Raw genomic sequence first — 26463 nt, 5'->3', positions numbered from 1 at the left:
TTAGACCAGTCGACTAGTGCGTTTAGCTAAAAAAGCCCGCACTAAAGCGGGCAAACAGCCTAGTTAAACTTAGTTTACCAGTAGTTGTTGTGTCATTTTCATGGCTAAATCTAGGTGGCGCTGATCACGGTGTAGCTTAGTGAGTAAGCTTGCCCCTAACCATAATTGATATAAGCTAGTGGCAGTAAATTCTGCTTGGCTTACAGCCAAAGAGCCATCAGCAATGCCCGCTTCAATACAAGCGGTTAAACGGTTAATGACGTGATCTGTACCAGTTTTAAGCGTTAAACGCATCGCCTCAGATAAATCGGCGACTTCTGCACTGAGTTTAACCACTAAGCAGGTACTAGTGCCGTCAGTGGCACAATAGCGCCGTTGCCACTCTGACCAATATTGCATTAATTGCTGCTGGCCGGTTAAATCAGCTTGATTAAAAAGCTGATCAAGCTGGGCTAAATAATGGCTAAAGTAGTCTTCTAATAGGGCTTGGCCAAATTGCTCTTTAGACTTAAAGTAATGATAAAACGAGCCTTTAGGCACTTCAGCCTGTTGCAATATTGCCGCTAGCCCAACCGAGCTAAAGCCGCGTGCTGCTATTATTTGATGACCAGTGTCTAACAGATGCTGGCGGGTGTCGTGATGTTTTTTCGTCATGGGCTAATACTAAGCTGAATTAGACCGGTCGTCTAGTGATTATTGTAAAGTTTTTTAAGTTAGCCTTGTTGCTTCGGTTTCAGTGCTGATTACTGCTACTCTATTAAATTAAAACGTAATTACAAAGTTAATCGCATGCTTTAGCCAGCCAACCGCATGCTTAGCTTAGCTGTAAATGCTTGTATGCTATGGTTTAACGTTAAGTTTTTTTATTATTTAGGTATTAAAATGAAAAGTCACGGTTTTATTTATAAGGGATTAGTGAGTGCGCTAGTGTTTGCTAGCAGCCAACTATTAGCTAGCCCGCAGCCAATAACGTCGGCAGACTTATGGCAAGCTGCTCGGCCAAGTACGCCGGTAGTGTCGCCAGATGGTAAACAAGCGGTGTTTTCGTTAACGCGCTACGATATGGCAACCGATAAAGGTAATGCGGATTTACATTTATTAGATATCAATAGCGGCGCTATTAGCCAACTTACGCATTTAAAAGAAAGTGAATCTAGCCCAATCTGGAGCCCAGATGGCAAACAATTGGCCTTTGTTGCCCGCCGCGGTAATAGTAAAGGTCAGCTATTTATGCTGCCATTACAAGGTGGTGAAGCTAAGCAACTTACTACCTTGCCTGTGTCGGTATCGGCACCGCAATTTACGCCTGATGGCAAAAGCATTATTTTTATGGCCCAAGTGCCAGCAGACTTCAATGGGGACTTTAAGGCCCTTGAAACTGAACTAAAGCAAAACAAAAACAATAAAGTTAGCGCTAAGGTAACTGAAGATCGGGTTTACCGTTATTGGGATCATTGGCTAACAGATAATCATTTTCCGCGCTTATTTAAGCTAGATTTAGCCAGCAATTATGTAACTGAATTAACTCCAGGCTGGCAGCGTTGGTTTTCAGTCGGCGGTGGTGTGCAATATTCTATTGCCCCTGATAGTAAAAGCTTAGCCTTAAGCGCTATTACTAGTGAAAAGCCTTATAACCAGCTAAACAGTGATGTATTAATGCTAAAACTGGATGGCAGTGGTGACTTTACTAACTTAACCAGCGATAACCCTGCTCGGGATGCAAACCCAGTGTTTAGCCCCGATGGTAAGTTTCTGGTTTATGGCGCTCAAGAAAGAACCGACTTTTATGCCGATAGAGTTAAGTTAATCCGTTACGAGCTTAAAAGCGGTAAAAAAACAGAACTTGCTAAAGACTTTAGCCATTCCCCAGCTGACTGGCAGTTTAGCCAAAATGGTAAAACCATCTATTTTGTTGCAGGTGATCGAGCTAAACAATCTATTTTTTCAGTGTCGGCATCTGGCGGTAAAGTAAAACAAGTACTGCGTAACCAAAGTAATAGTGGTGTTAGGGTTGCCGCTAACAACCAGTTAGTCTTTGTTCAGCATGGTATTAGCCAGTTTCCTGAGATTTTTAAACTAAAAACCAATGGTAAAAACTTAACGGCGCTAACTCGCTTTAACCAAGAGTTACAGCAAAATATTGCTTGGGGTAAGGTAGAAGAAGCAGAATTTACTGGCGCTGATGGCAATGCGGTTCAAATGTATATTGTTTATCCGCCAAACTTTGATAAAAACAAAAAATGGCCATTATTAAACTTATTGCACGGCGGTCCACATGGCTTCTTTGGCGATAACTTTAGCTTCCGTTGGAACCCGCAATTATTCGCGGCGCCTGGCTACGTGACTATTATGCCTAACTTCCATGGTTCAACCAGTTTTGGCCAAGACTTTGCCGTTTCTATTCATGGCGAGCATCCAACTAAACCCTTTATTGATAGCCAAGCCGCAGTCGACTTTATGCTTGCCAAAGGCTTTATCGATGAAAACCGCTTAGCCGCAGCAGGCGGTAGCTATGGTGGCTATTTAGTTAGCTGGATTGCCGGTCATACTGATCGCTACAAAGCCTTAATAAACCATGCTGGTGTTTACAATCTAATGGGCCAATTTGCATCAGACAGCACAGCACATCGTGTTCACTCATATAATGGCGCACCTTGGGACGGCTTAGATAAAATGCTGCAATGGAGCCCAGCTATGCATGCCGATAAATTCGTTACGCCCATGCTGGTGATTCACGGTGAAAAAGACTACCGAGTGCCAGTAACACAAGGCCTAGAAGCTTATGGTGTATACAAAGGTAAAGGCATAGATGCCCGTTTAGTTTATTTCCCAGATGAAAACCACTGGATCTTAAAACCGAATAACTCCGTATTTTGGTTCAAAGAATTCCACGGCTGGCTAGAGCGCTACATCGGCAAAGGCCCGTCGCAGTAGTACAGTTACAATAAGAGAACTGTTGGTAGCAACCAAACAGGGTTAGCCTGCTCTGCAGTTGGCAGGCTAGCCCTTTAACTTTTAAGAGCATCTAATAAATGAGCATTAACTGGATTTTGTTGATTATTGGCGGCTTATTTGAAACGGGCTTTGCCATTAGCTTAGGCAAGGCGCAGCAGGCGAGTGGTAAATACTTAGCTTTTTGGTTGGCCGCTTTTGTTATTTGCGTCTGTATTAGTATGTATTTGCTGTTTAAGTCTATGGGGGGTGAAAAAGCCATTGCAGTTGGTACTGCTTATGCGGTTTGGGGCGCGATTGGCGCGGTAGGAACAGTCGCCGCGGGTATTATATTATTTAACGAACCTGTTACCTTTTGGCGCATGTTTTTTCTAACTAGCTTAGTTATTTCTGTTATAGGCCTGCAAGTGGTTAGCAGCAGTTAAACAGGCCTGTGCCCTCTTAGATTTTTATTGGGTTAAACTGACTAACGGCATTTTTTCTTGATCTAAATTGCGAATTTCACGCAATAATTTATTTTCATCAGTTAAACTTACCTGCAACACATGGCTAAAACTTTGCGCAATACGATGGCTATAATTTAAATCGTTCATCAGTGAGCTAGCTTGTAAGTTATTCAAGTTTTGCATTCGAATAGCACTAAAAATACGATGCCTAAACTCTTTAGCAAAACGTTCTGTTTCGCTATCTATATTTGATAAGGTCAGTAAGGATTGTTCTTCGGTTAACTCTGTACGGCTTAACGAGTAAGTTTCACGTAGCACCCAAAAAACATGGCGGCGTAAATCTAAATATAAACTGCGGGTGAAGATAGATTCTTCGCGCAAATAACGATATAAATTTTTTTGTAAGTGCTTAGCATTTTTTACTGCATCGACTAATTGTAGTGCTAACATTTGGCAGGTAATCCAAAACTTCTGCTGATCTTCATCTAGCTCTACGTTTAATCGGCTCATAAAACCGAGTAAATCTGAATAAACACCTTTGATATGCTGCTGATATAGCTCTTTAGCATCTAAGCTGTTGTTATCATCTGGCAAGGTATTTAATATTTTTTCATCTAAGCTTGGCGCTATTAATTGCTCTATAGGTTGATACAAGGCATGGCAGATCACCTCTAGACTTAAGCGGCTTAAATATTGTAGCTCTTGCACCACAGCACTAGCGGCTGTATCGGCTGAAGCTAATGCCGCGTCGTTAAGATAACGGGCTTGATTTGGCGCTATTTTTTGTGGTGTAGCAACAAGATCTGATTCTATTGCTGTAATTAATACTTCAGGTTCAATTGGGTCGGGTAAAAAGCGGCAGAGCCAATATTCAATTTTGCTTTGCAGTGGCCAAAATATTAGCACACCTATAATATTGAATAGAGTTTGAAACATGGCTAATTGCAATAAGGTATTGTCGCCAGCACCAAACAGCGCCATAGACTTTTGTGAGATCCACAGCAATGGCATTAACAAGATAAAGGTAACAATACCAGTAACTATATTAAAAAAAGTATGAACTAAGACTAAACGCTGGCCGCCACGATTACCGCCAAGCCAACCAACAAAAGCTGTAGTAACACTGCTACCTATGTTGCCACCAATAGCTATAGTCATGGCTTGCCAAAGCTCAATTTGACCACCAGCTAAAGCGGCTAGTACTAACATTAAAGTAGCATGGCTAGATTGCAGTACAGCAGTTAATAGGATACCAACAGCAACAAAAGCTAATTGGCCTAATAAGGTGGCATCAAATTGTGTGGTTAAATCTAAGCTACTGCCAAACTCACTAAAGCCGGCTTTAATTTGATCTATACCTAAGAAAATAAAGGCAATGCCCAGCACTATACGGCCAGCTGCTTTACTTTTAGGACCATTAAAGCCAGCTAATACACCAAAAACTAATAATGGTAGTGCTAGCGGGCTAAGACTAAAGTTTTGACCAGCTGCTGCCAGTAGCCAAATACCGGCACTAGTCCCTAGGTTAATACCAAGTAAAATTGCAATGCCACTAGCGAATTGGATTAAGCCTGTACTAATAAAAGCAATAGTTAATAAAGACATTAAAGTAGTAGATTGCAGCAGCATAGTGCCACCGACACCGACCAAAAAGCTTTTAAAACGTGTGGCAGTACTGCGCGCTAGTACTTGTTCTAACTTACCGCCAGCTAATTGTTTTAAACCTTCTTCAAGGCATTGCATACCAAATAAAAATAAAGCTAAACCAGCACAAAGCTGGAGCCAGCCAGCGCTGTACCAAAAGCTGATTACCAAAACAGTTAAAATAATAATAGGTAGTAAAAAAAGTTTAAATTTAGGCATAAAGGCTCGAAAACTCACCTAGTTAAATTACCTTTAGATTAAGGCTTAGTAATTGATTTTGCTAGTAGGCTAGCGTGAAATACTTCATAGCCCCTAGGTTTGAAAAGTACAAAGAGTGCGAGTGAGTTTTAAGCTTAATTAGAGTTGTTATAGCTTAATCTTGATCTTGCTCTGCTAATCTGATTTTTCGTTCTTCTGCTTCGGTAAAAGCGGCTTTAATTTGTTCTAATACCGAATCAACATCGGCTGCTTCTGTATCGGCGATAAAGTCACCGCTTAATTCAACATCAGCTGTTAGTTCACCTGCTTCATAAAGTGCCCAAATTTCTTCAGCATAATTAGTATTAAGCAGTTCAGGCGCGTATAAACCATAATAATCACGAATATTGTTTACATCACGGCAAAACATCCACTTGGCGTTATTGTTTGCCGCAGCATCAACTGCTTGTGGTAAATCTATTATTACAGGGCCTTGGTCATCTACTAACACATTAAATTCAGATAAGTCGCCGTGTACTATGCCTTCACACAGCATAAGTATAATGTAATGCAACATAGTGGCGTGATCAGCTATGGCGATGTCGGCATCCATAGCAATATCGGCTAGCCGGGGAGCAACTAGTCCTTCATCATTACAAACTAGCTCCATTAGTAAGACGCCATCGTAGCAACCATAAGGTTGCGGCACGCGGACACCTGCTTTAGCTAATTTAAATAAGGCGTCTACTTCAGCATGTTGCCAGCTTTCTTCTTGCTGCAGCCGGCCAAATTTCGAGCCTTTTTCCATAGCTCTAGCACGGCGAGAGCTACGCACCTTACGGCCTTCTTGATACAGAACAGCTTGTTTAAAGCTACGTTTATCTGCTTCTTTATAGACTTTGGCGCAGCGAATATCCTCGCCACAACGGACGATATACACGGCAGCTTCTTTGCCACTCATTAAAGGGCGGAGCACTTCATCCACTAAGCCCTCATCAACTAGAGGCTGGATACGTTTTGGTGTTTTCATTGCGCCGTTATACCTTAGTTAACCCAGCTTATAAATAGCTGAAGCCAACAATCAGTTGAAAATAATTGTAACTGTTTACAGCAAGGTTATTTACTAACTAAGTTATACATACAGTATGACTAGTTAATGATTGAGATTTATATTAAAAGATGTTTATTATGATTGTTACTGCTAGCATAGGTATTGATTTATTTAGAGATAATTTATGCGCTATTTGTTGTTGGTTTTATCGCTGCTATTGTTTTTATCGTCACAGGTGTATAGCCAACAGCAATACACTGAAGGCGCTTGCATTATGCTGCAACAACAAATAGACCGCTTTAGTAATCAAAAACAAAACAGTAATTATCGTAACGCTTCACGTGAATATGAAAAATATTGCCGCAATCCAGTTAGTTTTTTATCCCATCCGGCTGTAACTAATGAACAAGCAGTTACAAAAAAGCCTGAACCAGCAATAAAAAAAATACAGACTGAAACTAAAGCAGATGTTAAAACTAAAACAGAATTGGTAGCTGAGGCTGAGCTAACCAGCGAAGCTAGTACTGAGTCTAATGCCGAGCCAATTAACAAAAAAGAGACAGTGTTAGAGCATAAAGAACCTGCATTGTCAGCTGAATCACAAGCTAGCGTTGAAAATGTAGAAACTAAATTAGCAAAGCCTACTACTAAAGGACAAGCAAGTGTTGCAGAACCTATAGTCGAGGTTGAAACAACCAGTCCTCAGTCGTTATCTACTGAGGACAGGGTGTCTAGTTTAATGTCTGCTAGCTTTCCCGAGTTATTAGACAAAGCTATTAATAATATACCCTTGATAATAGCGAATATTTTTGCCTTTTTACTGACGATATTTTTATTAACAACTTGGTTAGGGCTAAATTTACCTGGTTTTAAAGGGGTATTTGCAGAATATAAATTAAATAGAATTTTACGCTGGCGCTTATCACGTGAGTATCAGCATTTTCGTAAATTGAAATTACGTACCGCCAAAGATGAGCTGGTTATAGTAGATCACTTAGTACTTAGCCCCTATGGTATTTTTGTTATAACAGTTAAAGGGGAACGTGGCCGTATCTCAGGCGAACCAAATAAAGCGAACTGGACCCGACAATACCTTGGCAGAACAAAACACTTAATGAACCCTCTGCATCAAAACTTCAAAAGTGTGGAGGCAGTAAAGCTGCTGTTACAGTTACAAGGGGTTGAAGAAGCTAAAACAGTACATTCAGTAGCGGCATTTAGTCGGATAGCTAAATTTGAATCTGATATATCAATCAATATTACCTTTCTTGATACTGTGCCAATTTTTATTAAGCAGTTTGTTGAACCATGCTTAACTGAAGAGCAGCTAAGTCGTTTTGCTGCACAGCTCAAGCAAGCTAGTGCCGATCACTAGAGTGTCGTTTGGCTAGGGACTTAAAGCAACTGTAGAGCTTATTTAGCTTTATCATAATGTCTATAACTATGGGGATATTAAGATAAATACATCACAAGAAAAGCTGCAATTATCAATACTAAAGGTATTTAGTGCCGTTTCTGTTTTAGGTATAACTCCTTTTGTATTTATACGTTATACACAAGATAATATTGTAGCCATGATTATTGATTTAATCATGTTGTTAGGCATATTAATGTTAGTGCTATATGCCCATCGTACCGGTAAGATCAGAGTGTCGAGTGCGATACTAGCAGTAGTAATTAATGCAGGTGCATTAAGTATTACTGCTGCCAACGGCATTAATAGTTTTTTGTGGGTTTATCCTGTTTGTGCTGTCAGTTTTTTTCTAGTAAAACCTTATGAAGCTTTAGTTATCAGCTTTATTACGGGTTCTGTGTTAGTAAACTTACCTAATGTTTTTGATGTAGTGCCAATAGATTCATACATTATGACTAGTTTAATGCTGTCATTATGTGCATTTTTCTATGCTAACTACGGTAATAAACAACTGCTGTTATTGGCTAGACTAAACACGACTGACCCATTGACAGGGGCTTTAAATCGCCGAGCATTAAATTCAGATCTGGCAGCAGCTTTATCTCGCGCTGAACGAAAGGGGAATCAGCATTTACTTGCTATGTTAGATCTAGATCATTTTAAAAAAGTTAATGATAAATATGGCCACGCCGTTGGTGACCAAGTGTTGCAGAGTCTGGTCAGGATCACCAAAGCACATATCCGGAAATATGACCAATTATATCGTTTTGGTGGTGAAGAGTTTGTGCTGCTAATTCCAGATATTACTCAACAGCAGCAACAAGTATTTATTGATAACCTTAGAAAAACGATTAAACATGAACTTAAAAATCCAGATGGTGAGTCAGTAACTGTATCCTTTGGCGTTGCTAACTGGGTTGAAGGTAGCACTATTGATAGCTGGCTAAAACGGGCTGATGATGCGCTATATCAAGCCAAAGCAAATGGCCGCGATTGTGCCGTGTTTAGTGAAAGCTGAACCATTAGCTTAAAGCGTTATTATTTTATTAATAACCAACAACCTAACATTAACAGCAAGTAATTCATGACCTTTAAAAATAACTGCTTATCGATAGCGTTATTTATTTTAACGCCAATCCAGTTGCCTACGAAGGCTAATGGGAAAAACAGCAGGGCAGTTAGCACTGTTTCTGACGTTAACAAGCCAAAAGATAGCGCAGCGGCAAGCTTTAGCAGGTTCATGCTAGCAAAGAAGATAGCAGCGGTAGCAACAAATTTGCTTGGGGTTAACCCTATAGCTGTAAAGTAAATAATAATAGGTGGGCCGCCGGCGTGAACTAAGCTGCTGGTAATGCCAGAGAGCATAGACATAATAACCGCGCCAATTTTATTGCTTAGAAAACGAAGAGAGCTTTGCTTAAATAGAATATTTCTTATGGCAAAAAGAATACAAATAAAAGCAATAATAAACCTAAGGTGGTTGGCATTAATTATATCAATAATTAAATAGGCAATAATAACCCCAACAATAGCGCCAGGTATAAGCGGTAATAACAACTTATTATCCCATTTACGCCAAAAGCTTTTGACACTTAAAGCATCGCCAATAATTAATAAGGGCAGCATTAAGGCTATAGCTTGGCTAGCGGGCAGTTTAAGCATTAAAAGGGGCACGGCGAATACGCCAAGTGCCCCTGCAAACGCAGATTTTGATATCCCAATTAGTACTACAACAAAGGCTATTAATACTAAGGTTGTTATATCCATTGTCGCGTTTTACCTATCTTGCTGCGGGTAATTCAAACCACAGGGCTTCTACATCAGAGCTAGCTTGCAATTCAAAGGCTTGCTTAGGCTCCATGGCAAAAGCATCACCTGCAGAGAACGACTCACCTGCAACGTTAAGTTGGCCTTTAACTAAGTGTAAATAGCCAATGTAATCACCGGGTGTTAGGTTAAAAGTATCATTCTGCTTTAACACCAATCGCGATAAGCTCGCATCTTGGTTTAACGATAAAGTACCATTTTCACCAGTCGCCGTAACTAAGGGTGTTAGCTGGCCATTTTGTGGGATGGTTTTTTGTTCATAACTTGGTTTAATACCCATTTTATTAGGTTGGATCCAAATTTGAAAAAACTTCACTTTATCGGTATCTGAGGGGTTAAACTCAGAGTGCATTACACCACTACCGGCACTCATACGCTGCACATCACCTGCAGGCACAATATGCTTATTGCCTTCACTGTCTTCGTGCTTTAACGCGCCTTCAGTAACATAAGAAATAATTTCCATATCACGGTGACCATGAGTACCAAAACCTTGGCCAGGCATCACCATATCGTCGTTAATTACCCGAAGCGCCGAAACTCCCATATGCTTAGGATCATGGTAGCTACCAAAAGAAAAGCTATGCTTGCTTTCTAACCAACCTAAGTTTACCGCACCTCTATCTGCTGAACGTCTAATATATTTCATTTCTGAATTCCTTCATTTATTACCATGAAGCTAGTTTAACGTTTGTTATATGCGGTTAAAATTAGTAAAAAAAACTCATGTCATTCTATTTAAACGAATGATTGTAATTCTAACTGGGTTGCTATTCGCAGCGGTATCTTAATTCTGCTAAAAAAGCTTTGGCAGCTGGGCCTAGGTTGTCGCCATCTTTAAAGATTAAATGTAGTTGCATTGAGCGCTGGCTATTATGGCGTAACGGTAAGGGTTTTAATTCGCCATTATCTAGCTTTGGCTGAATAGCACTTAGCGGCAGCCAAGCAAAGCCTAAACCTTTGCAAATCATATCGATAGAAGTGCGTAAGTGACTAACTGTCCAACGCTGATTGGCACCTAACCAGCCAGCATTGCTTTTATTCAGTAAGGCTGAGTCCCTTACTACCACTTGGCGATGGCTTTTTAAATCTTCTACCGTTAATTCACGGTTAAGGCTATGCAAAGCATGTCCAGGGTTAGCAACGGCAATAAAATTAATTTGACACAGTTGTTCACTAAAACCATCTTTTAACATAACAGGGGAGATGCCAATATCAACTTCTGCATTATCAACTAATTCGCAGGCACCACTTAATACCGACTCCACAAGCTCAATTTGTAGCATAGGGTATTGCGATGAAACACTTTCTAAAACTTGATAAAGCAGTGTATGCGGAAACATTTCATCAATGGCTATGCGCAAACTCACTTCTGTACCTTGGCCTAGGGTTTGGCCAACAATCTCTAGCTTAGCGGCTTCATCTAGTAAGAAATTAGCCCGTCTTAACATAAGCTCACCGGCTTCTGTGAGTACAGTTTTTCTGCCTTCAATCTCAAACAGCTTTACGTTTAAGCCACTTTCTATTTTACCCACGGCATTATGGATACTCGATTGGCTTTTATGAATACCTTGGGCGGCCTGATTAAAGCCGCCATATTGAACTACGGCGCGAAACATGCGCCATTGCTCAAGTGTTACCCTAAGCATTGCTTTCCCCTTTAGCGCTTGGCTGGCGTAGCTGACTTATTTAGATCGCCTTGTTGCTCTTTGCAGGCATTAAGTTGCTGCTGTTGTTGTTTATCGTCGGTAAGCACTTGTTGTAAATCTTCTAAGCGCTGTTTAACTGCGATGCCATAGCTGCGATCATCACCCCATAAATGGGCTAATTTATGCAAAGATTCTTCGTCATGTTCTGAAAACAACTTACCGGCAAGTAAATAACCTAGCACCGAGCCTAAGCCAAGCCGTTTAGCAATAGGAATGGCCACTATGGCTGCGGCTAAATATATTAAGGCAATTTGTAGCATCTAGACCTCTTACTTTTGGTTGTTATTTGTCGCTTGCGTTGCCTTTAGTCCGCTGTTGTTTTAACAAGCAGCTTACTGTGTAAGGTTTTGTGAACAGGGCATTTATCAGCAATAGCGAGCAGGCGTTGTTTTTGCTCATCGCTTATATCGCCAGTGATCGTTATTTTTCTGGTTATAAGCTCAACACGACCATCTTGCTGCTCGCAGTTTTGACAATCTTGATGATAATTTTTGCTATGACTTAAGCTAACGCTAATATTATCAACGGCCAGTTTTTTATGCTTAGCATACATACGCATCGTCATAACAGTGCAGGCGCCTAAGGCGGCTAATAAATGCTCGTAAGGATCAGGCCCTAAATTTTGGCCACCCACAGCTTTGGGCTCATCGGCTAACCAAAAATGGCTGTCGCTACTAACATTTAGGGTAAAGTTATGATCTTTTTCCGACACTAGCACACTGCCTTTACTGACAGGCGGTGTCTTATCGCTAGGGGTTGTATCGTACTCTAGGTATTTATCGGCCCAGCCACTGATAACCGTTGCCGCGTATTCTGCATCTGCTTTGTTAGATAAAAAGTGATCAGCTTTATCTAAAGAAATAAAGCTTTTAGGGTGCTTAACGCTAGTGTAAATTTGTTCAGCTTGGTTAATAGAAACGACAGTATCTACGGGGCTGTGCAACAGCAACACGGCTTTGCCTTTAAGATCAAAGTTGTGCTGGCTATTATTTGTAACATCATCAATAAACTGCTTTTGAATGCTAAATTCTCTTGGGCCTAATTGAACCTTAGCGACGCCATCACGCTTTATGGTGTCTAGGCTATCGGCAAAGTTATGAATAACATGCTCCGCTTTTGCTGGTGCCGCTATAGCAACAACAGCGTTAATTGACGGTATTCTATTTGCCACAGCAAGCACAGCAGCACCACCTAAACTATGGCCAATTAACAGCTGTGGCGCTTGGTAATGCTGGCTTAAATGCTCGGCAGCTGCGGTTAAATCAGCCAAATTTGAGCTAAAGTTGGTATTGGCAAAGTCACCATCGCTATTACCTAAACCGGTAAAATCAAAGCGTAAAACAGCAATACCTTTGGCAACTAAAGCACGGGAAATTCGACTAGCTGCTGCGATATCTTTGCCACAGGTAAAGCAGTGGGCAAATATCGCATAGGCTTTAACCTCGGTGGCGGGTGACTCCAGCAAACCTGAAAGGCTAATGCCGTTACTTAAAAATGTTATCTGCTTTCTCATGAAATCACCCTTTTGTTGAAATTACTTAAGTGGAATAAATTCTTTGTCGTCGCCTGGAATAGTTGGGAAGCGACCGTTTTTCCAATCGTCTTCAGCTTGCTTAATACGCTCTTTACTAAAAGAAACAAAGTTCCAAGAAATAAAAGGCACTTGCTCGAATTGCTCACCGCCTAACATGACAAAGCGACCATCGGTTGCAAGCTCAATTTCGCTATCATTTGGCTCAATTAAAATAAACTCATTCGCGCCAAAGGTTTCACCGTTAATGGTCACTTCGCCACAAATAGTGAAAATAGCCATTTCTTGATCAGGGTTAGGGCGAGTAATAACACTGCCTTTACTGGCAACAACATCAATATAAAACATAGGTGAGTAGGTTTTAACCGGCGAACTTAAGCCATAAGCCTCACCAACCACTAAACGCATCATAACGCCTTCATGGGTAATGTGCGGTAAGTCAGTTTTTTTAGTATGACTAAAGGCTGGTTCTAATTCTGCCATGGCTTGTGGTAGGGCAACCCAGCATTGTAAACCACTAATTTCATGCGGATTAGCGCGAACTTCAAAGCTCTCACGCTCTGAATGCACTATACCTTTACCCGCTGTCATCCAGTTAACATCACCTGGCTGAATTTCTAAGTTATTACCCAAAGAGTCACGGTGCAAAATGCTCCCGGCAAATAAATAGGTTAAAGTAGATAAACCAATATGCGGATGCGGCCTAACATTAATACCTTGACCAGCAGGGAAGTTATTTGGGCCCATTTGATCAAAAAAGATAAAAGGACCAACCATACGCTTTTCTTGATGAGGTAAAACGCGCTTAACATTTAAACCGCCAATGTCATGCTCTTTTGCTTTAAGAATTTTAGCCATTAAGTGAGTCTCCTATCTATCATTCTTATTAGAGTAACGAATATGCTAATATTATCTACTTACATTCTCTGTTAAAGAATACTAGAGTGTTTATGCCTGTATCACCACAGTCTATGGCCATTTTTTTAATAGACATTAACAATCTAAGATTTAGAGTGTTTATCATTAAGTTACAACCTAGTGAGGATTAATAAATGAATATGAATCCAACGGAAGTAAAAGTACAACAACAGTTGGTAGCGCGTCCTGCTTCTGATGGCGCTGGGGTGAAATTACTACGAGTGTTTGGTGGCGCTCAGTTAGAGCGATTTGATCCGTTTTTAATGCTTGATGAGTTTGGCTCAGATCAAGCTGCTGATTATATAGCAGGCTTTCCTGCTCATCCGCATAGAGGCTTTGAAACTGTTACTTATATGCTACAAGGTAAAATGGAACATCGTGACCATCTAGGTAATGTCGGTTTGCTTGCAGATGGTGGCGTGCAGTGGATGACAGCGGGTAAAGGTATTATCCATTCAGAAATGCCCAAGCAAACAGAAGGTCGCATGCATGGTTTTCAGTTATGGGTTAATTTAGCGGCTGAACGTAAGCTGATTCCCGCGCACTATCAGGATATAGCAGCAGAAGATATTCCTTGGCAGCAGTTTACTGGCTTTAGTGTTAAAGCAATTGCTGGGGCAATTAAGGTTAATGATATTCAGTTGCAAGGTTTTTTTAGTATTGCTGATACTGAAGTTATCTATTTAGACATTAGTTTAGCGCCACAACAATCCATTAGCCTACCGATAACAGAACAACTTAACGCCATGCTTTATAGTTATAGTGGTGCAATCCGTATTGGCAGTGTTGGCACTCTTAATAAAGAAAAAACTTTAAGCTTATTAACCGGCTCTGGCTCGCTGATTATTACTAATAACAATAACGAGGAGGCCAAGTTTTTATTTATAGCTGGTAAACCATTACGCCAACCTATTAAGCAGTATGGGCCTTTTGTAATGAACACGGCGGCTGAAATTGAGCAAGCCATCCATGACTATCAAAATGGTGTCTTAACTAGTTAAAGCAAAACTTTTTAGGTATTTAAGCAAAAATTATAGCCAAGAAAGTAAAAAAGCGCCGATAAGCGCTTTTTATGTTTGCAGCAATGTTATACTTTAGCCGCGAGGCAATTGAATCTTTTTATCTTTACTTGGTCTATAGATAACTTGAACTTTACCTATAGCTTGAACTTGTTCCGCTTTAGTTTCACGAACAATGGCATCCATAATTAATGCTTTTTGTTCACGATCTGCGGTTGGCACTTTAATTTTAATTAATTCATGAAAATTAAGTGCAGTTTCAATTTCGGCCATAACACCTTCGGTAAGACCGTTGTTACCAAGTAAAATAACAGGCTTAAGCTCATGTGCTTTTGCTTTTAAAAATTGTATTTGTTTGTTAGTTAAACTCATAAAATGACTATTTCCGCTACAGACGCTTGAATTTTGGCTATTGTAACGCCATCTAAGCGATAACACTAATTAAGAGTGATGGCATGACGAAGAAAAAACGCTCAGCAAGCTCAAGCCGCTGGTTACAAGAGCATTTTGCTGATCATTTTGTGCAAAAAGCGCAGAAATTAGGCTTACGTTCACGTGCAGCCTTTAAACTAGAGCAGATCCAACAGCAAGATAAAGTGTTTAAACCGGGCATGACGGTTGTTGACTTAGGTTCTGCTCCGGGCAGTTGGTCGCAATATAGTGTTAGTGTTGTAGGTGATAAAGGCACAGTGATAGCTTGTGATATCTTACCGATGGATCCTATTAATGGAGTAAGCTTTTTACAAGGTGACTTTCGGGAAGAAGCAGTGTTAAATGCCTTATTAAGTCGTATTGAAGGTAAGAATGTTGATGTTGTTTTATCTGATATGGCGCCGAATATGAGTGGTAATGATACTACTGATCAGGCACGATCTATGTACTTGATCGAATTAGCCCTCGATATGTGTAATAACGTATTGAAGAAAAATGGTAGTTTTGTCGTTAAAGTGTTTCAAGGTGATGGTTTCGAGCAATTTGTTAAAGATGTGCGCGCAGCCTTTACCACAGTAAAAATACGTAAGCCAGATTCATCACGTGCACGTTCACGTGAGACATATATCGTGGCGACCGGCTTCAAAATTTAGTAAAGTAGTCGGGAATTTATAAATTTTGGTAATGAAGAGGTTATAACCTTGAGTGACATGGCAAAGAATCTAATTGTCTGGTTGGTGATTGCTGTCGTATTAATGTCAGTATTCAACAGCTTTGGGCCTAATGATAAAAGCGAGCGGCAAACCAACTACACTCAGTTTATCAAAGAGGTAAACCAAGGGATGATCCGTGAGGTTAAAGTTGAACGCACGGGTGTAATTACGGGTATTAAACGTAGTGGGGAGCGCTTTGAAACCGTAATCCCTACTGGATATGACGATAAACTGTTAGATGACCTGATTAAAAATGATGTCAGTACCCTAGGTACTAAACCTGAAGAAAATAGCTGGTTAGCGACCATCTTTATTTCTTGGTTCCCAATGTTATTGTTAATTGGTGTCTGGATATTCTTTATGCGTCAAATGCAAGGCGGTGGCGGTAAGGGCGCTATGTCATTTGGTAAAAGTAAAGCACGCTTAATGGGCGAAGACCAAATTAAAACTACCTTTGCTGATGTTGCTGGTTGTGATGAAGCTAAAGAAGAAGTGTCAGAGCTGGTTGATTATTTAAAAGATCCATCGCGCTTTCAGAAATTAGGTGGCCGTATCCCTAAAGGTATTCTATTAGTGGGCCCACCGGGTACAGGTAAAACTTTATTAGCTAAAGCTATAGCTGGTGAAGCTAAAGTACCTTTTTTTACTATTTCTGGTTCAGACTTCGTTGAAATGTTTGTTGGTGTGGGTGCATCGCGGGTTCGTGACATGTTTGAGCAAGCGAAAAAAGCTTCTCCTTGTATTATCTTTATCGATGAAATTGATGCTGTAGGCCGTCAACGTGGTGCTGGTTTAGGTGGTGGCCATGATGAACGTGAGCAAACACTTAACCAAATGCTAGTAGAGATGGATGGCTTTGACGGTAATGAAGGTATTATTATTATTGCAGCAACTAACCGTCCAGATGTTTTAGACCCAGCTTTATTGCGCCCTGGCCGTTTTGACCGTCAAGTCGTAGTAGGTTTACCTGATGTTAAAGGTCGTGAGCAAATTTTAAAAGTGCATATGCGTAAAGTGCCACTAGGCGAAGGGGTCGAGCCTTCTGTTATTGCCCGTGGTACTCCAGGCTTCTCTGGTGCTGACTTAGCTAACTTAGTTAACGAAGCCGCGCTCTTTGCTGCCCGTACTGATAAGCGGGTGGTATCGATGGATGAGTTTGAAAAAGCCAAAGACAAAATCATGATGGGTGCAGAACGCCGCTCTATGGTGATGACAGAGAAAGAAAAAGAAATGACGGCTTATCATGAAGCAGGTCACGCTATTGTTGGTCGTTTAGTGCCAGAGCATGATCCTGTGTATAAGGTTAGCATTATTCCTCGTGGTCGCGCCTTAGGTGTCACTATGTATTTACCTGAGCGAGATCGGGTATCGCACAGTAAGCGTCATTTAGAAAGCATGATTAGCTCATTGTTCGGTGGTCGTATTGCTGAAGAAGTTATATATGGTTTTGAATCAGTTACAACAGGTGCTTCGAACGATATTGAGCGCGCAACTGATTTAGCCCGTAAAATGGTCACCCAATGGGGTTTTTCAGAGAAACTTGGACCACTACTATACGCAGAAGATGAAGGTGAAGTGTTTTTAGGCCGCTCAGTATCTAAAAATAAACATATGTCTGAAGAAACGGTAAAAGCTATTGATGCTGAAATTCGTGAGTTTATTGACCGAAACTATGACCGTGCTAAAAAGTTGATTGAAGAAAACATGGATGTGTTACATACCATGAAAGATGCATTAATGAAGTATGAAACCATTGATGCTAAACAAATTGATGACTTAATGGCAAGACGTGAAGTTCGTCAACCAGAAAACTGGGAGCCAAGAGATAAGCCGACAAATGACGATAGCGATGACAGTAAAGGCACTAGCAGTGATACTGATAGCGTTACAGTGAATGATAAGCCTTCAGAAGGTAATTTACACTAAGCTAAAGTCTGTAATATTAATTAAGCCCCGGTATTTCGGGGCTTTTTTACTGTTAATTTAGCGAATAATCTATTGGAGATTAAATGTTGTTATCACTGCCTAGACAGCGTCAGTTAAGTTTGCAGCGGCCTGTAGTTATGGGAATTTTAAACTTAACCCCAGATTCATTTTCTGATGGTGGTAGCTATAGCAATTTAGATGCTGCATTACGGCAAACCGAGCAAATGCTAACTGACGGTGCCGGTATTATTGATATAGGGGGGGAATCTACTCGACCAGGGGCAGCAGAGGTAGCCCCAGACGAAGAGTTAGCTAGAGTTATCCCCGTTATTAAGGCTATTAGACAACGTTTTGACTGTGTTATTTCTATAGATACCAGCAAAGCTATAGTGATGGCAGAAGCAGTTCAAGCTGGCGCAGATATAATTAATGATATTCGGGCACTACAAGAACCAGGTGCTTTAGATGTAGCAGTCGCTAGCCAAGTTCCGGTGTGTTTAATGCACATGCAAGGTGCGCCCCGCACTATGCAGCAGCAGCCAAGTTATCAAAATGTAGTGCAAGAGGTAAAACAGTTCTTGCAGCAACGTGTTAAAGAATGCATTGCAGCAGGGGTATTGCCAGAAAATATTATTTTAGATCCTGGGTTCGGTTTTGGTAAAAGCTTAAGTCATAATTATCAACTGTTACAACAGCTAACAGAACTTATTCAGTTGGGTATGCCAGTTTTGGCTGGCATGTCACGCAAATCAATGATTGGTCAGTTATTAGGTGTGCCAGCAACAGAAAGACTGGTTGGTAGTGTGGCTTGTGCCACTATTGCTGCTTTAGCTGGAGCACAAATAATTCGAGTACACGACGTTAAAGAAACTGTACAAGCAGTGCAGATCGCCACTGCAGTACGGCATGGAGCATAATAGATGAGCAGAAAATATTTTGGTACTGATGGTGTTCGCGGTAAAGTAGGTGAGTTCCCAATAACGCCTGAATTTGCTATGAAGCTAGGTTGGGCAGCGGGAAGAGTATTATCACAACGCGGAACTCGCAAAGTATTAATTGGTAAAGATACCCGCATTTCAGGCTACTTACTCGAAACTGCTATGGTGGCAGGGCTTATTGCAGCAGGAATAAACGTCCGTTTACTTGGCCCTATGCCAACACCAGCAGTAGCTTATTTAACCCGAACTTTCCGTGCTGAGGCTGGTATTGTTATTAGTGCTTCACATAACCCCTACTATGATAATGGCATTAAGTTTTTCTCGGCAGATGGGACTAAATTAGCTGACGAAGTTGAGTTGGCAATTGAGCGTGAATTAGAACAACCCATGATTTGTGAGCCGTCAGAAAAGTTAGGTAAAGCTAAGCGAATTGAAGATGCGGCTGGTCGTTATATCGAATTTTGTAAAAGCCACTTGCCAAACCACTTATCATTAAGCGGCATGAAAATTGTTATCGACTGTGCCCATGGTGCAACTTACCATATTGCCCCAGCAGTATTTAAAGAGCTTGGCGCAGAAGTCGTTATTATTGGCGCTTCGCCAGATGGTATTAATATTAACCATGAATGTGGTGCTACCCATACTGATTTATTAAAACAAACAGTTTTAGATTCACAAGCAGATTTAGGTATTGCCTATGATGGCGATGGCGATAGGGTAATGATGGTCGACCATAGTGGTAAGGTGCTAGATGGCGATGAAATTGTCTATATTATTGCTCGCTCTGCACAAAGCCAAGGTAAATTGCAAGGCGGTGTTGTTGGCACCTTAATGAGTAATTTAGGCTTAGAGTTAGCCCTTAAAGAATTAGATATTCCCTTTGTTCGTAGTAATGTTGGTGACCGCTATGTTATGGAGTTGCTGCGTGAGCATGATTGGCGCATCGGTGGTGAAAACTCAGGTCACGTTTTAAATTTAGATTATACCTGCACCGGCGATGGTATTATTGCCTCCTTACAAGTGCTAAACGCTATGATAGAAGCGAATTTATCTCTAGCTGAATTAAGTCGTGGCATGCAAAAGATGCCACAAGTGCTGGTTAATGTGAAATTTGAAAAAGGCACAGCACCACTAGAAAACAATCATGTAAAAGAAGTAATTGCTGATGTGGAAAGCAAATTAAATGGCGCAGGACGGGTGTTAATTCGTAAAAGTGGTACTGAACCGCTAATTCGAGTGATGGTAGAAGGCGAAGATGAAGCTGTTGTTCGCAATTATGCCGAACAAATAGCTGATGCCGTGAAAATAGCCAGTTAACTGCTAGTTAAAGCGCTAATGCTATTTTAGGTATTGTTTGTCTTAGGCGTCTTAGTTAGTATCGCGCCGGTAAAATAAAAGGTTAAGGAAAGGATATGAAAGTTCAACATAAGCTACTGGTAGCTAACTGGAAAATGAATGGTTCAGCAGCACTAGTTGCGACCATGAGTGATACTTTAGCTGTTAACAGCTTAACTGGAGTTGATGTCGTTATTTGCCCGCCTTTAACTTTATTGCACAGTTTTGCAGCAAAACGTAACTTTAAGCTAGGTGCTCAGAATGTTAGCCAGCACCAAGCAGGTGCTTATACCGGTGAGATCAGTGCTGCGCAGCTATTAGAAGCTGAAGTAAGTTATGTTATAATCGGCCATTCAGAACGCAGAGAACTGTATTCTGAAACTGATGAGCTGATTGCAGCAAAAGTTAATACTGCTGTACAGGCTGGGTTAACACCTATTCTTTGTATTGGTGAAACAATACAGCAGCGACAGCAAGAAAAAACCGAGCAGGTTCTTGCGCAGCAACTTGATGCAGTGTATGCTTCGCAGCCCGAATTGCTAGCAAAATCAGTAATCGCCTATGAGCCAATCTGGGCAATAGGAACAGGTGAGTCAGCGTCTCCGGAACAAGCACAAGCAACACATGCTTTTATCCGTGCGCATTTAGCTCAACTAGATTCCATAGCAGCAACGGAAATAAAATTATTATACGGTGGCAGCGTAAATGGCGAAAATTGTTCAGCCTTGTTTGCCCAGCCAGATATAAACGGCGCATTAGTTGGTGGTGCTAGCCTTAAAGCAGCAGAATTTGCGCAAATTTGCAGTAGTGCACAGGAATAAGCATGTACGAAATTTTAATTGTAGTGTATTTATTAGTCGCCATGAGCTTAATTGGATTAGTGTTAATTCAACATGGTAAAGGTGCCGATATGGGTGCAGCTTTTGGAGCCGGTGCATCAGCAACCGTATTTGGTTCTTCTGGTACTGGTAACTTTTTAACTAAAACAACAACTTTATTAGCAACAGTGTTTTTTGTTGTCAGCATTATTTTAGGTAATTATACTGCGGGTCAAACTAAGAAAGTTGATGAATGGCAAGATTTATCTGTGCCGGTAACTGAGCAAGTTGAGCCAGTTAAACAAGAACCTGTTAGTGATATTCCTGTCGGAAATTAACCCTTTTAGTGAGCCGAGGTGGTGAAATTGGTAGACACGCTATCTTGAGGGGGTAGTGTCTTCGGACGTGCGGGTTCAAGTCCCGCTCTCGGCACCATTAAATACAGACTTTAGGCAGTCTAAGCTTGCCATAAAATGCGTAGCGCTATATAATAGCTGCCTATTACGGACGCGGGATGGAGCAGCCTGGTAGCTCGTCGGGCTCATAACCCGAAGGTCGTCGGTTCAAATCCGGCTCCCGCAACCAATTTAGTTTGCAAAAGTTATATAGAAAGCCCTCGGGCTCCTCTTTATAACCGCGGTGCGAAGGTCAGGGATCCAGCTTCCGCAACCAACTTTATTTTCAATAAACATTGGCGATATGTTTATTGATAGGATGCTTCTTCGCCCCGCTAGCTCGGGGCGTTTTCGTATCTGCAGACTGTGTTTTACAAAGTAATGGGCGCTAAGCCCTTTTTTATTTGTGCAATCCCTACTGGTGAATGCTGCCAATTTAGCTTGCACAAGGTGTGTTTTGGAGGTCTTTTTGACTAGGCAAGAACAAAAACTGACTGATTTGCTACGACCAACTGTTGAAGCTAATGGCTTTGAGTTATTAGGTTTAGAGCTTGTGCAAGCTGGCCGTCATTCGACATTACGAATATATATAGATCACGCTGATGGTGTGAACGTAGAAGACTGTGCAGTCGTTAGTCGTGAAGTTAGTGCTGTGTTAGATGTTGAAGATCCAATTCAAACTGAATATTTACTGGAAGTATCTTCACCAGGTTTAGACCGTCCTTTGTTCATCCCTGCTCATTATGCAGCGGTAGTAGGACAAAAGATTGAAGTTAAATTGGCGATTCCACAAGATGGCAGACGCAAGTTTAAAGGCATACTAGCAGCTATTGAAGACGATATGTTGATAGTGGAAGTAGATGGCAAACCCTATCGTTTGCTGATGGATAATATTGATAAAGCGAACGTGGTAGCTGTTTTTTAAGTTACCGGGGCAAATCGAGGCAACAAACAATGGCAAAAGAAATATTATTAGTTGTTGATGCAGTTTCTAACGAAAAATCCGTGCCAAGAGAAAAGATTTTTCAAGCGTTAGAGTTTGCATTAGCAGCAGCAACTAAAAAGAAAAATGGCGGCGAAATTGAAGCGCGCGTTAGCATAGATCGTAAAACAGGTTTTTATGAAACTTTCCGGCGTTGGCTCATTGTGGCTGATGACGAAGTGCAAGAAAATCCGTATCGCGAAATCACCTTGTCTGCAGCTCAATATGAAGATGAGACCTTAAATGTTGGTGATTATGTTGAAGAGCAAATTGAATCGATCCAGTTTGACCGCATAACTACCCAAATGGCTAAGCAAGTTATTGTGCAAAAAGTACGAGAAGCCGAGCGGTCACAAATTGTTGAAGCTTATATCGATCAAGTAGGTGAGCTTGTTACGGGTATAGTGAAAAAAGTTAACCGCGACAGCATTATTGTTGATTTAGGTAACAACGCCGAAGCTATGTTAGGTCGTGAGGAAATGTTGCCGCGTGAAACCTATCGTCCAGGTGACCGTCTTCGTGCTTTATTATACGAAGTTAAACCCGAAGCACGAGGTGCTCAGTTATTTTTAAGCCGCTCACGTCCAGAAATGCTATTAGAGTTGTTCCGGATTGAAGTGCCAGAGATTGGTGAAGAAATGATAGAGCTGCGTGGTGCAGCCCGTGATCCTGGTGCTAGAGCTAAGGTTGCGGTGAAAAGTAATGACCGCCGTATCGATCCGGTAGGTGCCTGTGTAGGCATGCGCGGCTCACGGGTACAAGCTGTTTCTAACGAGCTAGCAGGTGAGCGTGTAGATATCGTATTATATGATGATAACGATGCTCAGTTTGTTATCAATGCTATGGCACCTGCAGAAGTAGCGTCAATTATTGTTGATGAAGATGCCCATTCAATGGATATTGCTGTTGCAGACGATAATTTAGCCATGGCAATTGGTCGCAATGGTCAAAACGTTCGCCTAGCCAGTCAATTAACCGGTTGGGAACTAAATGTTATGTCAGTTAGTGACATGAATAAAAAGCATCAAGAAGAAAGTGGCAGGATCCGTCAAATCTTTATGGAGTCACTAGAGATTGATGAAGATTTTGCAGACGTACTTATTGACGAAGGCTTCTCTTCTATTGAAGAAGTAGCTTATGTGCCAATCTCAGAATTACTTAGCATCGATGGCTTTGATGAAGGCATCGTTGAAGAGTTACGTAAGCGTGCTAAAGCGGTATTAACAACTCGCGCCTTAGCAAGTGAAGAATCATTAGATGGTGCTAAACCAACAGAAGCCCTATTAGCATTAGATGGTTTAGACACTCATACTGCCTATACATTGGCAAGTAAAAAAATAATCACGTTAGACGACCTAGCTGAGCTAGGTGTAGATGAATTACAGGAAATAGCGCCAATGTCGGAACAACAAGCCGCCGACCTAATTATGGCAGCCCGTAATATCGTCTGGTTTAGCGAAGAACAATAGTAGTCAACGGAGGTAACAACACAAATGGCAGAAGTCACTATAGAAAAACTAGCCAGTGATGTCGGTACTACTGTTGATCGGTTAGTACTACAATTCGCTGAAGCAGGTATTAAAAAAACTGCAGGTCAAATGGTAAGTGAAGATGAAAAGAAATCTTTGCTTGAGCATTTAAGTGGTCAGCATGGTGGACGTTCGGCAGAGCCGTCTCGTCTAACTTTGCAACGTAAAGAAAAGTCAACTTTAAGTGTTGCTAGTGGTGGTGGCCGTAATCGTGAAATAACGGTCGAAGTTCGCAAACAGCGTACTTATGTTAAAAAACCACAGCTTGATGAAGCAGAACTTAAAGCACAAGAAGAAGCACGTATTGCCGAGCAACAGGCCCAAGCCGAAGCTGATAAAGCACGTGCTGAAGCAGAGCGAGTAGCGAAAGAAGAAGCTGCTGTAAAAGCAAAAGAAGAAGCCGATCGTAAAGCAGCAGAAGCTAAGCGTCGTGAAGAAGCTAAACAGACTCAGCAAGTGAAAGACGATCCTGAAGAAGCAGCACGTCGCGCGGCTAAAGAAGAAGCGCGTAAAGAAGCTGAGCGTATTCGTCAGCAACAAGAAGCTGAAGCGCTACGCAAGCTTGAAGAAGATGCGAAAAAGCAAATAGAAGCTGCTCGTAAATTAGCAGAAGAAAATAGCGAACGTTGGGCTGCAGAAGCAAAGAAACCTGTGGAAAGTGATGATTATCACTTAACCAGCAACGAATTTGCTAAAGAAGCGGAAGACGAAGTGGATGCTAAAGAAGAGCGTGCAGGTCGTCGCGGTGCCGGTAAAAAAGCACCACCTAAAAATAAAAAGAAAGATGATGCTAACGATAGAGAAGCCTTTAATCGCGCTAATCGTCATTCTAAGAAAAAGAAAACGCCAACCAGTATGCAGCATGGCTTTAATAAGCCGGCCCAGCCAGTTGAGCGCGAAGTTAGAATTGGTGAAACCATCACTGTTGCTGAATTAGCATCAAAAATGGCGGTTAAAGCCACAGAAGTAATTAAAGTTATGATGAAAATGGGCGCTATGGCGACCATTAACCAAGTTATCGATCAAGAAACAGCCGCTATTGTTTGTGAAGAAATGGGTCACAAATGTACCCTAACCAAAGAAAACGAACTTGAAGAAGCAGTAATGTCAGTTCGTGAAGGTGAAGGTAAACTTGAGCCTAGAGCGCCTGTTGTGACTGTTATGGGCCACGTTGACCATGGTAAAACATCATTACTAGACTATATTCGTAAAGCAAAAGTTGCCTCAGGTGAAGCTGGTGGTATTACCCAGCATATTGGTGCTTACCATGTTAAAACTGAACGTGGTGTGGTGACATTTTTAGATACACCAGGCCACGCTGCCTTTACGTCAATGCGTTCACGTGGTGCTAAATCAACAGATATCGTTATCTTAGTAGTAGCGGCAGATGATGGCGTTATGCCGCAAACTAAAGAAGCCATTCAGCATGCGAAAGCTGCAGGTGTGCCAATCGTAGTTGCTGTTAACAAGATTGATAAGCCTGAAGCTGATCCTGACAGAGTGCGTAACGAACTATCTCAATACGATGTTATTTCAGAAGAGTGGGGCGGTGATACTCAGTTTGTTCAAGTATCAGCTAAAGCCGGTATAGGTATTGATGAGCTGCTTGAAGCAGTACTTAACCAATCTGAATTGCTTGAGTTAACAGCTGTTCGTGATGGTATGGCTCGTGGTGTTGTTATTGAATCACGTTTAGACAAAGGCCGTGGCCCAGTCGCCTCTATCTTGGTTCAGCACGGTACCTTAAAGCAAGGCGAAATTGTGCTTTGTGGTTTTGAATATGGCCGCGTGCGTGCGATGCGCGATGAAAATGGTAAAGAAGTGAAATCTGCTGGTCCATCAATTCCAGTTGAAATCCTTGGCTTATCAGGCGTGCCACAAGCAGGTGATGAAGTTACTGTTGTTAAAGATGAGCGTAAAGCGCGTGAAGTGGCTTTATACCGTCAAGGTAAGTTCCGCGATATTAAATTAGCGCGTCAGCAAAAATCAAAACTTGAAAACATGTTTGCCAACATGACAGAAGGTGACGTTTCAGAGCTTAATATCGTACTTAAAGCCGATGTCCAAGGTTCAGTTGAAGCTATTATTGAATCATTAATGAAGCTATCGACTGATGAAGTTAAAGTTAAAATTATCGGTAGTGGTGTAGGTGGTATTACCGAAACTGACGTGACTTTAGCTGCGGCTTCATCGGCTATTATCATCGGCTTTAACGTTCGTGCTGACGGTACCGCGCGTAAACTGATTGATGAAGAAGGTTTAGATTTACGTTACTACGGTATTATCTATGAACTACTAGATGAAATTAAGCAAGCGATGACAGGTATGTTAGCGCCAGAGTTTAAACAAGAGATTATTGGTTTAGCTCAGGTTCGTGATGTATTCCGTTCGCCTAAATTTGGTGCTGTTGCGGGTTGTATGGTAACTGAGGGTGTGATTAAGCGCTCTGCACCTATCCGCGTATTACGTGATAACGTGGTAATATATGAAGGTGAGCTAGAATCATTACGTCGCTTTAAAGATGATGTTAGTGAAGTTCGTAATGGTTACGAGTGTGGTATCGGTGTTAAGAACTACAACGATGTGCGCGCTGGCGACCAGATAGAAGTCTTTGAAGTGGTACAAGTAGAACGTACCCTGTAACTAACAAAGCTGTTAGTTACAAAAAACAGGGGCCAATTGGCCC

At 41.4% G+C, this 26463-nt stretch carries 24 protein-coding genes and 2 tRNA genes; 16 read left to right on the top strand and 10 right to left on the bottom strand.

Annotated elements, in window-relative coordinates:
* Positions 1–69 precede the first annotated feature (69 nt).
* On the bottom strand, positions 70–654 hold the full coding sequence (locus RDV63_RS14470; protein WP_313910206.1) for a TetR/AcrR family transcriptional regulator: 585 nt from the start codon (positions 652–654) through the stop codon (positions 70–72).
* Between the two features lie 228 nt (positions 655–882).
* Between RDV63_RS14470 and RDV63_RS14465 the strand changes: the two genes are divergently transcribed.
* A complete protein-coding gene (locus RDV63_RS14465) occupies positions 883–2934 on the top strand; it encodes a S9 family peptidase (protein WP_313910205.1) in 2052 nt (683 codons plus the stop codon).
* A gap of 98 nt (positions 2935–3032) precedes the next feature.
* Entirely contained in the window at positions 3033–3377 is a 345-nt protein-coding gene (locus RDV63_RS14460) for a DMT family transporter (RefSeq protein ID WP_313910203.1), read from the top strand.
* 24 nt (positions 3378–3401) lie between these two features.
* Here the strand turns inward: RDV63_RS14460 and RDV63_RS14455 are convergent, their stop codons facing one another.
* A complete protein-coding gene (locus RDV63_RS14455; RefSeq protein ID WP_313910202.1) occupies positions 3402–5261 on the bottom strand; it encodes a Na/Pi symporter in 1860 nt (619 codons plus the stop codon).
* Between the two features lie 154 nt (positions 5262–5415).
* Positions 5416–6270: a PA4780 family RIO1-like protein kinase gene (locus RDV63_RS14450; protein WP_313910200.1), complete on the bottom strand. Its 855-nt coding sequence runs from the start codon at positions 6268–6270 to the stop codon at positions 5416–5418.
* Between the two features lie 205 nt (positions 6271–6475).
* On the opposite strand from RDV63_RS14450, the gene RDV63_RS14445 reads away from it, so the two are divergent.
* Positions 6476–7666: a nuclease-related domain-containing protein gene (locus RDV63_RS14445; protein WP_313910199.1), complete on the top strand. Its 1191-nt coding sequence runs from the start codon at positions 6476–6478 to the stop codon at positions 7664–7666.
* A 199-nt stretch (positions 7667–7865) separates the two neighbouring features.
* A complete protein-coding gene (locus RDV63_RS14440) occupies positions 7866–8723 on the top strand; it encodes a GGDEF domain-containing protein (RefSeq protein ID WP_313910198.1) in 858 nt (285 codons plus the stop codon).
* Positions 8724–8743: 20 nt separating this feature from the next.
* On the opposite strand, the gene RDV63_RS14435 is transcribed toward RDV63_RS14440, so the two are convergent.
* From RDV63_RS14435 to RDV63_RS14410, 6 genes are all read right to left on the bottom strand, one after another.
* Positions 8744–9472: a sulfite exporter TauE/SafE family protein gene (locus RDV63_RS14435; RefSeq protein WP_313910197.1), complete on the bottom strand. Its 729-nt coding sequence runs from the start codon at positions 9470–9472 to the stop codon at positions 8744–8746.
* A gap of 13 nt (positions 9473–9485) precedes the next feature.
* The gene (locus RDV63_RS14430) at positions 9486–10181 is read right to left on the bottom strand and encodes a pirin family protein (protein WP_313910196.1); all 696 of its coding nucleotides are present in this window, start codon (positions 10179–10181) and stop codon (positions 9486–9488) included.
* Positions 10182–10302: 121 nt separating this feature from the next.
* Positions 10303–11181 (bottom strand): LysR family transcriptional regulator, encoded by an 879-nt coding sequence (locus tag RDV63_RS14425; protein WP_313910195.1) that lies wholly within the window; start codon positions 11179–11181, stop codon positions 10303–10305.
* An 11-nt stretch (positions 11182–11192) separates the two neighbouring features.
* Positions 11193–11501, bottom strand: a complete 309-nt coding sequence (locus RDV63_RS14420; protein ID WP_313910194.1) for a hypothetical protein — start codon at positions 11499–11501, stop codon at positions 11193–11195.
* Positions 11502–11545: 44 nt separating this feature from the next.
* Entirely contained in the window at positions 11546–12754 is a 1209-nt protein-coding gene (locus RDV63_RS14415; protein WP_313910193.1) for a bifunctional alpha/beta hydrolase/OsmC family protein, read from the bottom strand.
* A 21-nt stretch (positions 12755–12775) separates the two neighbouring features.
* On the bottom strand, positions 12776–13630 hold the full coding sequence (locus RDV63_RS14410; RefSeq protein ID WP_313910192.1) for a pirin family protein: 855 nt from the start codon (positions 13628–13630) through the stop codon (positions 12776–12778).
* Positions 13631–13824: 194 nt separating this feature from the next.
* Here RDV63_RS14410 and RDV63_RS14405 point away from each other — a divergent pair, with 194 nt between their 5' ends.
* Positions 13825–14691: a pirin family protein gene (locus RDV63_RS14405; RefSeq protein ID WP_313910191.1), complete on the top strand. Its 867-nt coding sequence runs from the start codon at positions 13825–13827 to the stop codon at positions 14689–14691.
* Between the two features lie 93 nt (positions 14692–14784).
* On the opposite strand, the gene yhbY is transcribed toward RDV63_RS14405, so the two are convergent.
* On the bottom strand, positions 14785–15081 hold the full coding sequence (gene yhbY, locus RDV63_RS14400; protein ID WP_313910190.1) for a ribosome assembly RNA-binding protein YhbY: 297 nt from the start codon (positions 15079–15081) through the stop codon (positions 14785–14787).
* Between the two features lie 83 nt (positions 15082–15164).
* Here yhbY and rlmE point away from each other — a divergent pair, with 83 nt between their 5' ends.
* The 11 genes from rlmE (at position 15165) to infB (ending at position 26420) form a co-directional block, all read left to right on the top strand.
* Positions 15165–15794 carry a 23S rRNA (uridine(2552)-2'-O)-methyltransferase RlmE gene (gene rlmE, locus RDV63_RS14395; RefSeq protein ID WP_313910189.1) on the top strand — a complete coding sequence of 210 codons (630 nt, stop codon included), beginning with the start codon at positions 15165–15167 and terminating at the stop codon, positions 15792–15794.
* A 57-nt stretch (positions 15795–15851) separates the two neighbouring features.
* Positions 15852–17780 carry an ATP-dependent zinc metalloprotease FtsH gene (ftsH, locus tag RDV63_RS14390; RefSeq protein WP_313910188.1) on the top strand — a complete coding sequence of 643 codons (1929 nt, stop codon included), beginning with the start codon at positions 15852–15854 and terminating at the stop codon, positions 17778–17780.
* A gap of 83 nt (positions 17781–17863) precedes the next feature.
* Positions 17864–18697 carry a dihydropteroate synthase gene (folP, locus tag RDV63_RS14385; RefSeq protein ID WP_313910187.1) on the top strand — a complete coding sequence of 278 codons (834 nt, stop codon included), beginning with the start codon at positions 17864–17866 and terminating at the stop codon, positions 18695–18697.
* Positions 18698–18700: 3 nt separating this feature from the next.
* Positions 18701–20035 carry a phosphoglucosamine mutase gene (gene glmM / locus RDV63_RS14380; protein ID WP_313910186.1) on the top strand — a complete coding sequence of 445 codons (1335 nt, stop codon included), beginning with the start codon at positions 18701–18703 and terminating at the stop codon, positions 20033–20035.
* 95 nt (positions 20036–20130) lie between these two features.
* Complete coding sequence (tpiA, locus tag RDV63_RS14375) at positions 20131–20874, top strand: triose-phosphate isomerase (protein ID WP_313910185.1); 744 nt, start codon at positions 20131–20133, stop codon at positions 20872–20874.
* A 2-nt stretch (positions 20875–20876) separates the two neighbouring features.
* Positions 20877–21209 (top strand): preprotein translocase subunit SecG, encoded by a 333-nt coding sequence (secG, locus tag RDV63_RS14370; protein ID WP_313910184.1) that lies wholly within the window; start codon positions 20877–20879, stop codon positions 21207–21209.
* Positions 21210–21221: 12 nt separating this feature from the next.
* Positions 21222–21306, top strand: a tRNA-Leu gene (locus RDV63_RS14365).
* A gap of 73 nt (positions 21307–21379) precedes the next feature.
* Positions 21380–21456: transfer RNA gene (locus RDV63_RS14360), tRNA-Met, on the top strand.
* A 279-nt stretch (positions 21457–21735) separates the two neighbouring features.
* Positions 21736–22191: a ribosome maturation factor RimP gene (gene rimP, locus RDV63_RS14355; RefSeq protein ID WP_313910183.1), complete on the top strand. Its 456-nt coding sequence runs from the start codon at positions 21736–21738 to the stop codon at positions 22189–22191.
* A 29-nt stretch (positions 22192–22220) separates the two neighbouring features.
* Positions 22221–23717: a transcription termination factor NusA gene (gene nusA / locus RDV63_RS14350; protein ID WP_313910182.1), complete on the top strand. Its 1497-nt coding sequence runs from the start codon at positions 22221–22223 to the stop codon at positions 23715–23717.
* 24 nt (positions 23718–23741) lie between these two features.
* Positions 23742–26420, top strand: coding sequence for a translation initiation factor IF-2 (infB, locus tag RDV63_RS14345; RefSeq protein ID WP_313910181.1), 2679 nt, complete (start codon positions 23742–23744; stop codon positions 26418–26420).
* Positions 26421–26463 lie beyond the last annotated feature (43 nt).

This window comes from Rheinheimera sp. MMS21-TC3, from assembly GCF_032229285.1.
In the GTDB taxonomy this organism is placed as follows: domain Bacteria; phylum Pseudomonadota; class Gammaproteobacteria; order Enterobacterales; family Alteromonadaceae; genus Alishewanella.
This window is presented reverse-complemented; position numbering and strand designations above follow the sequence as displayed.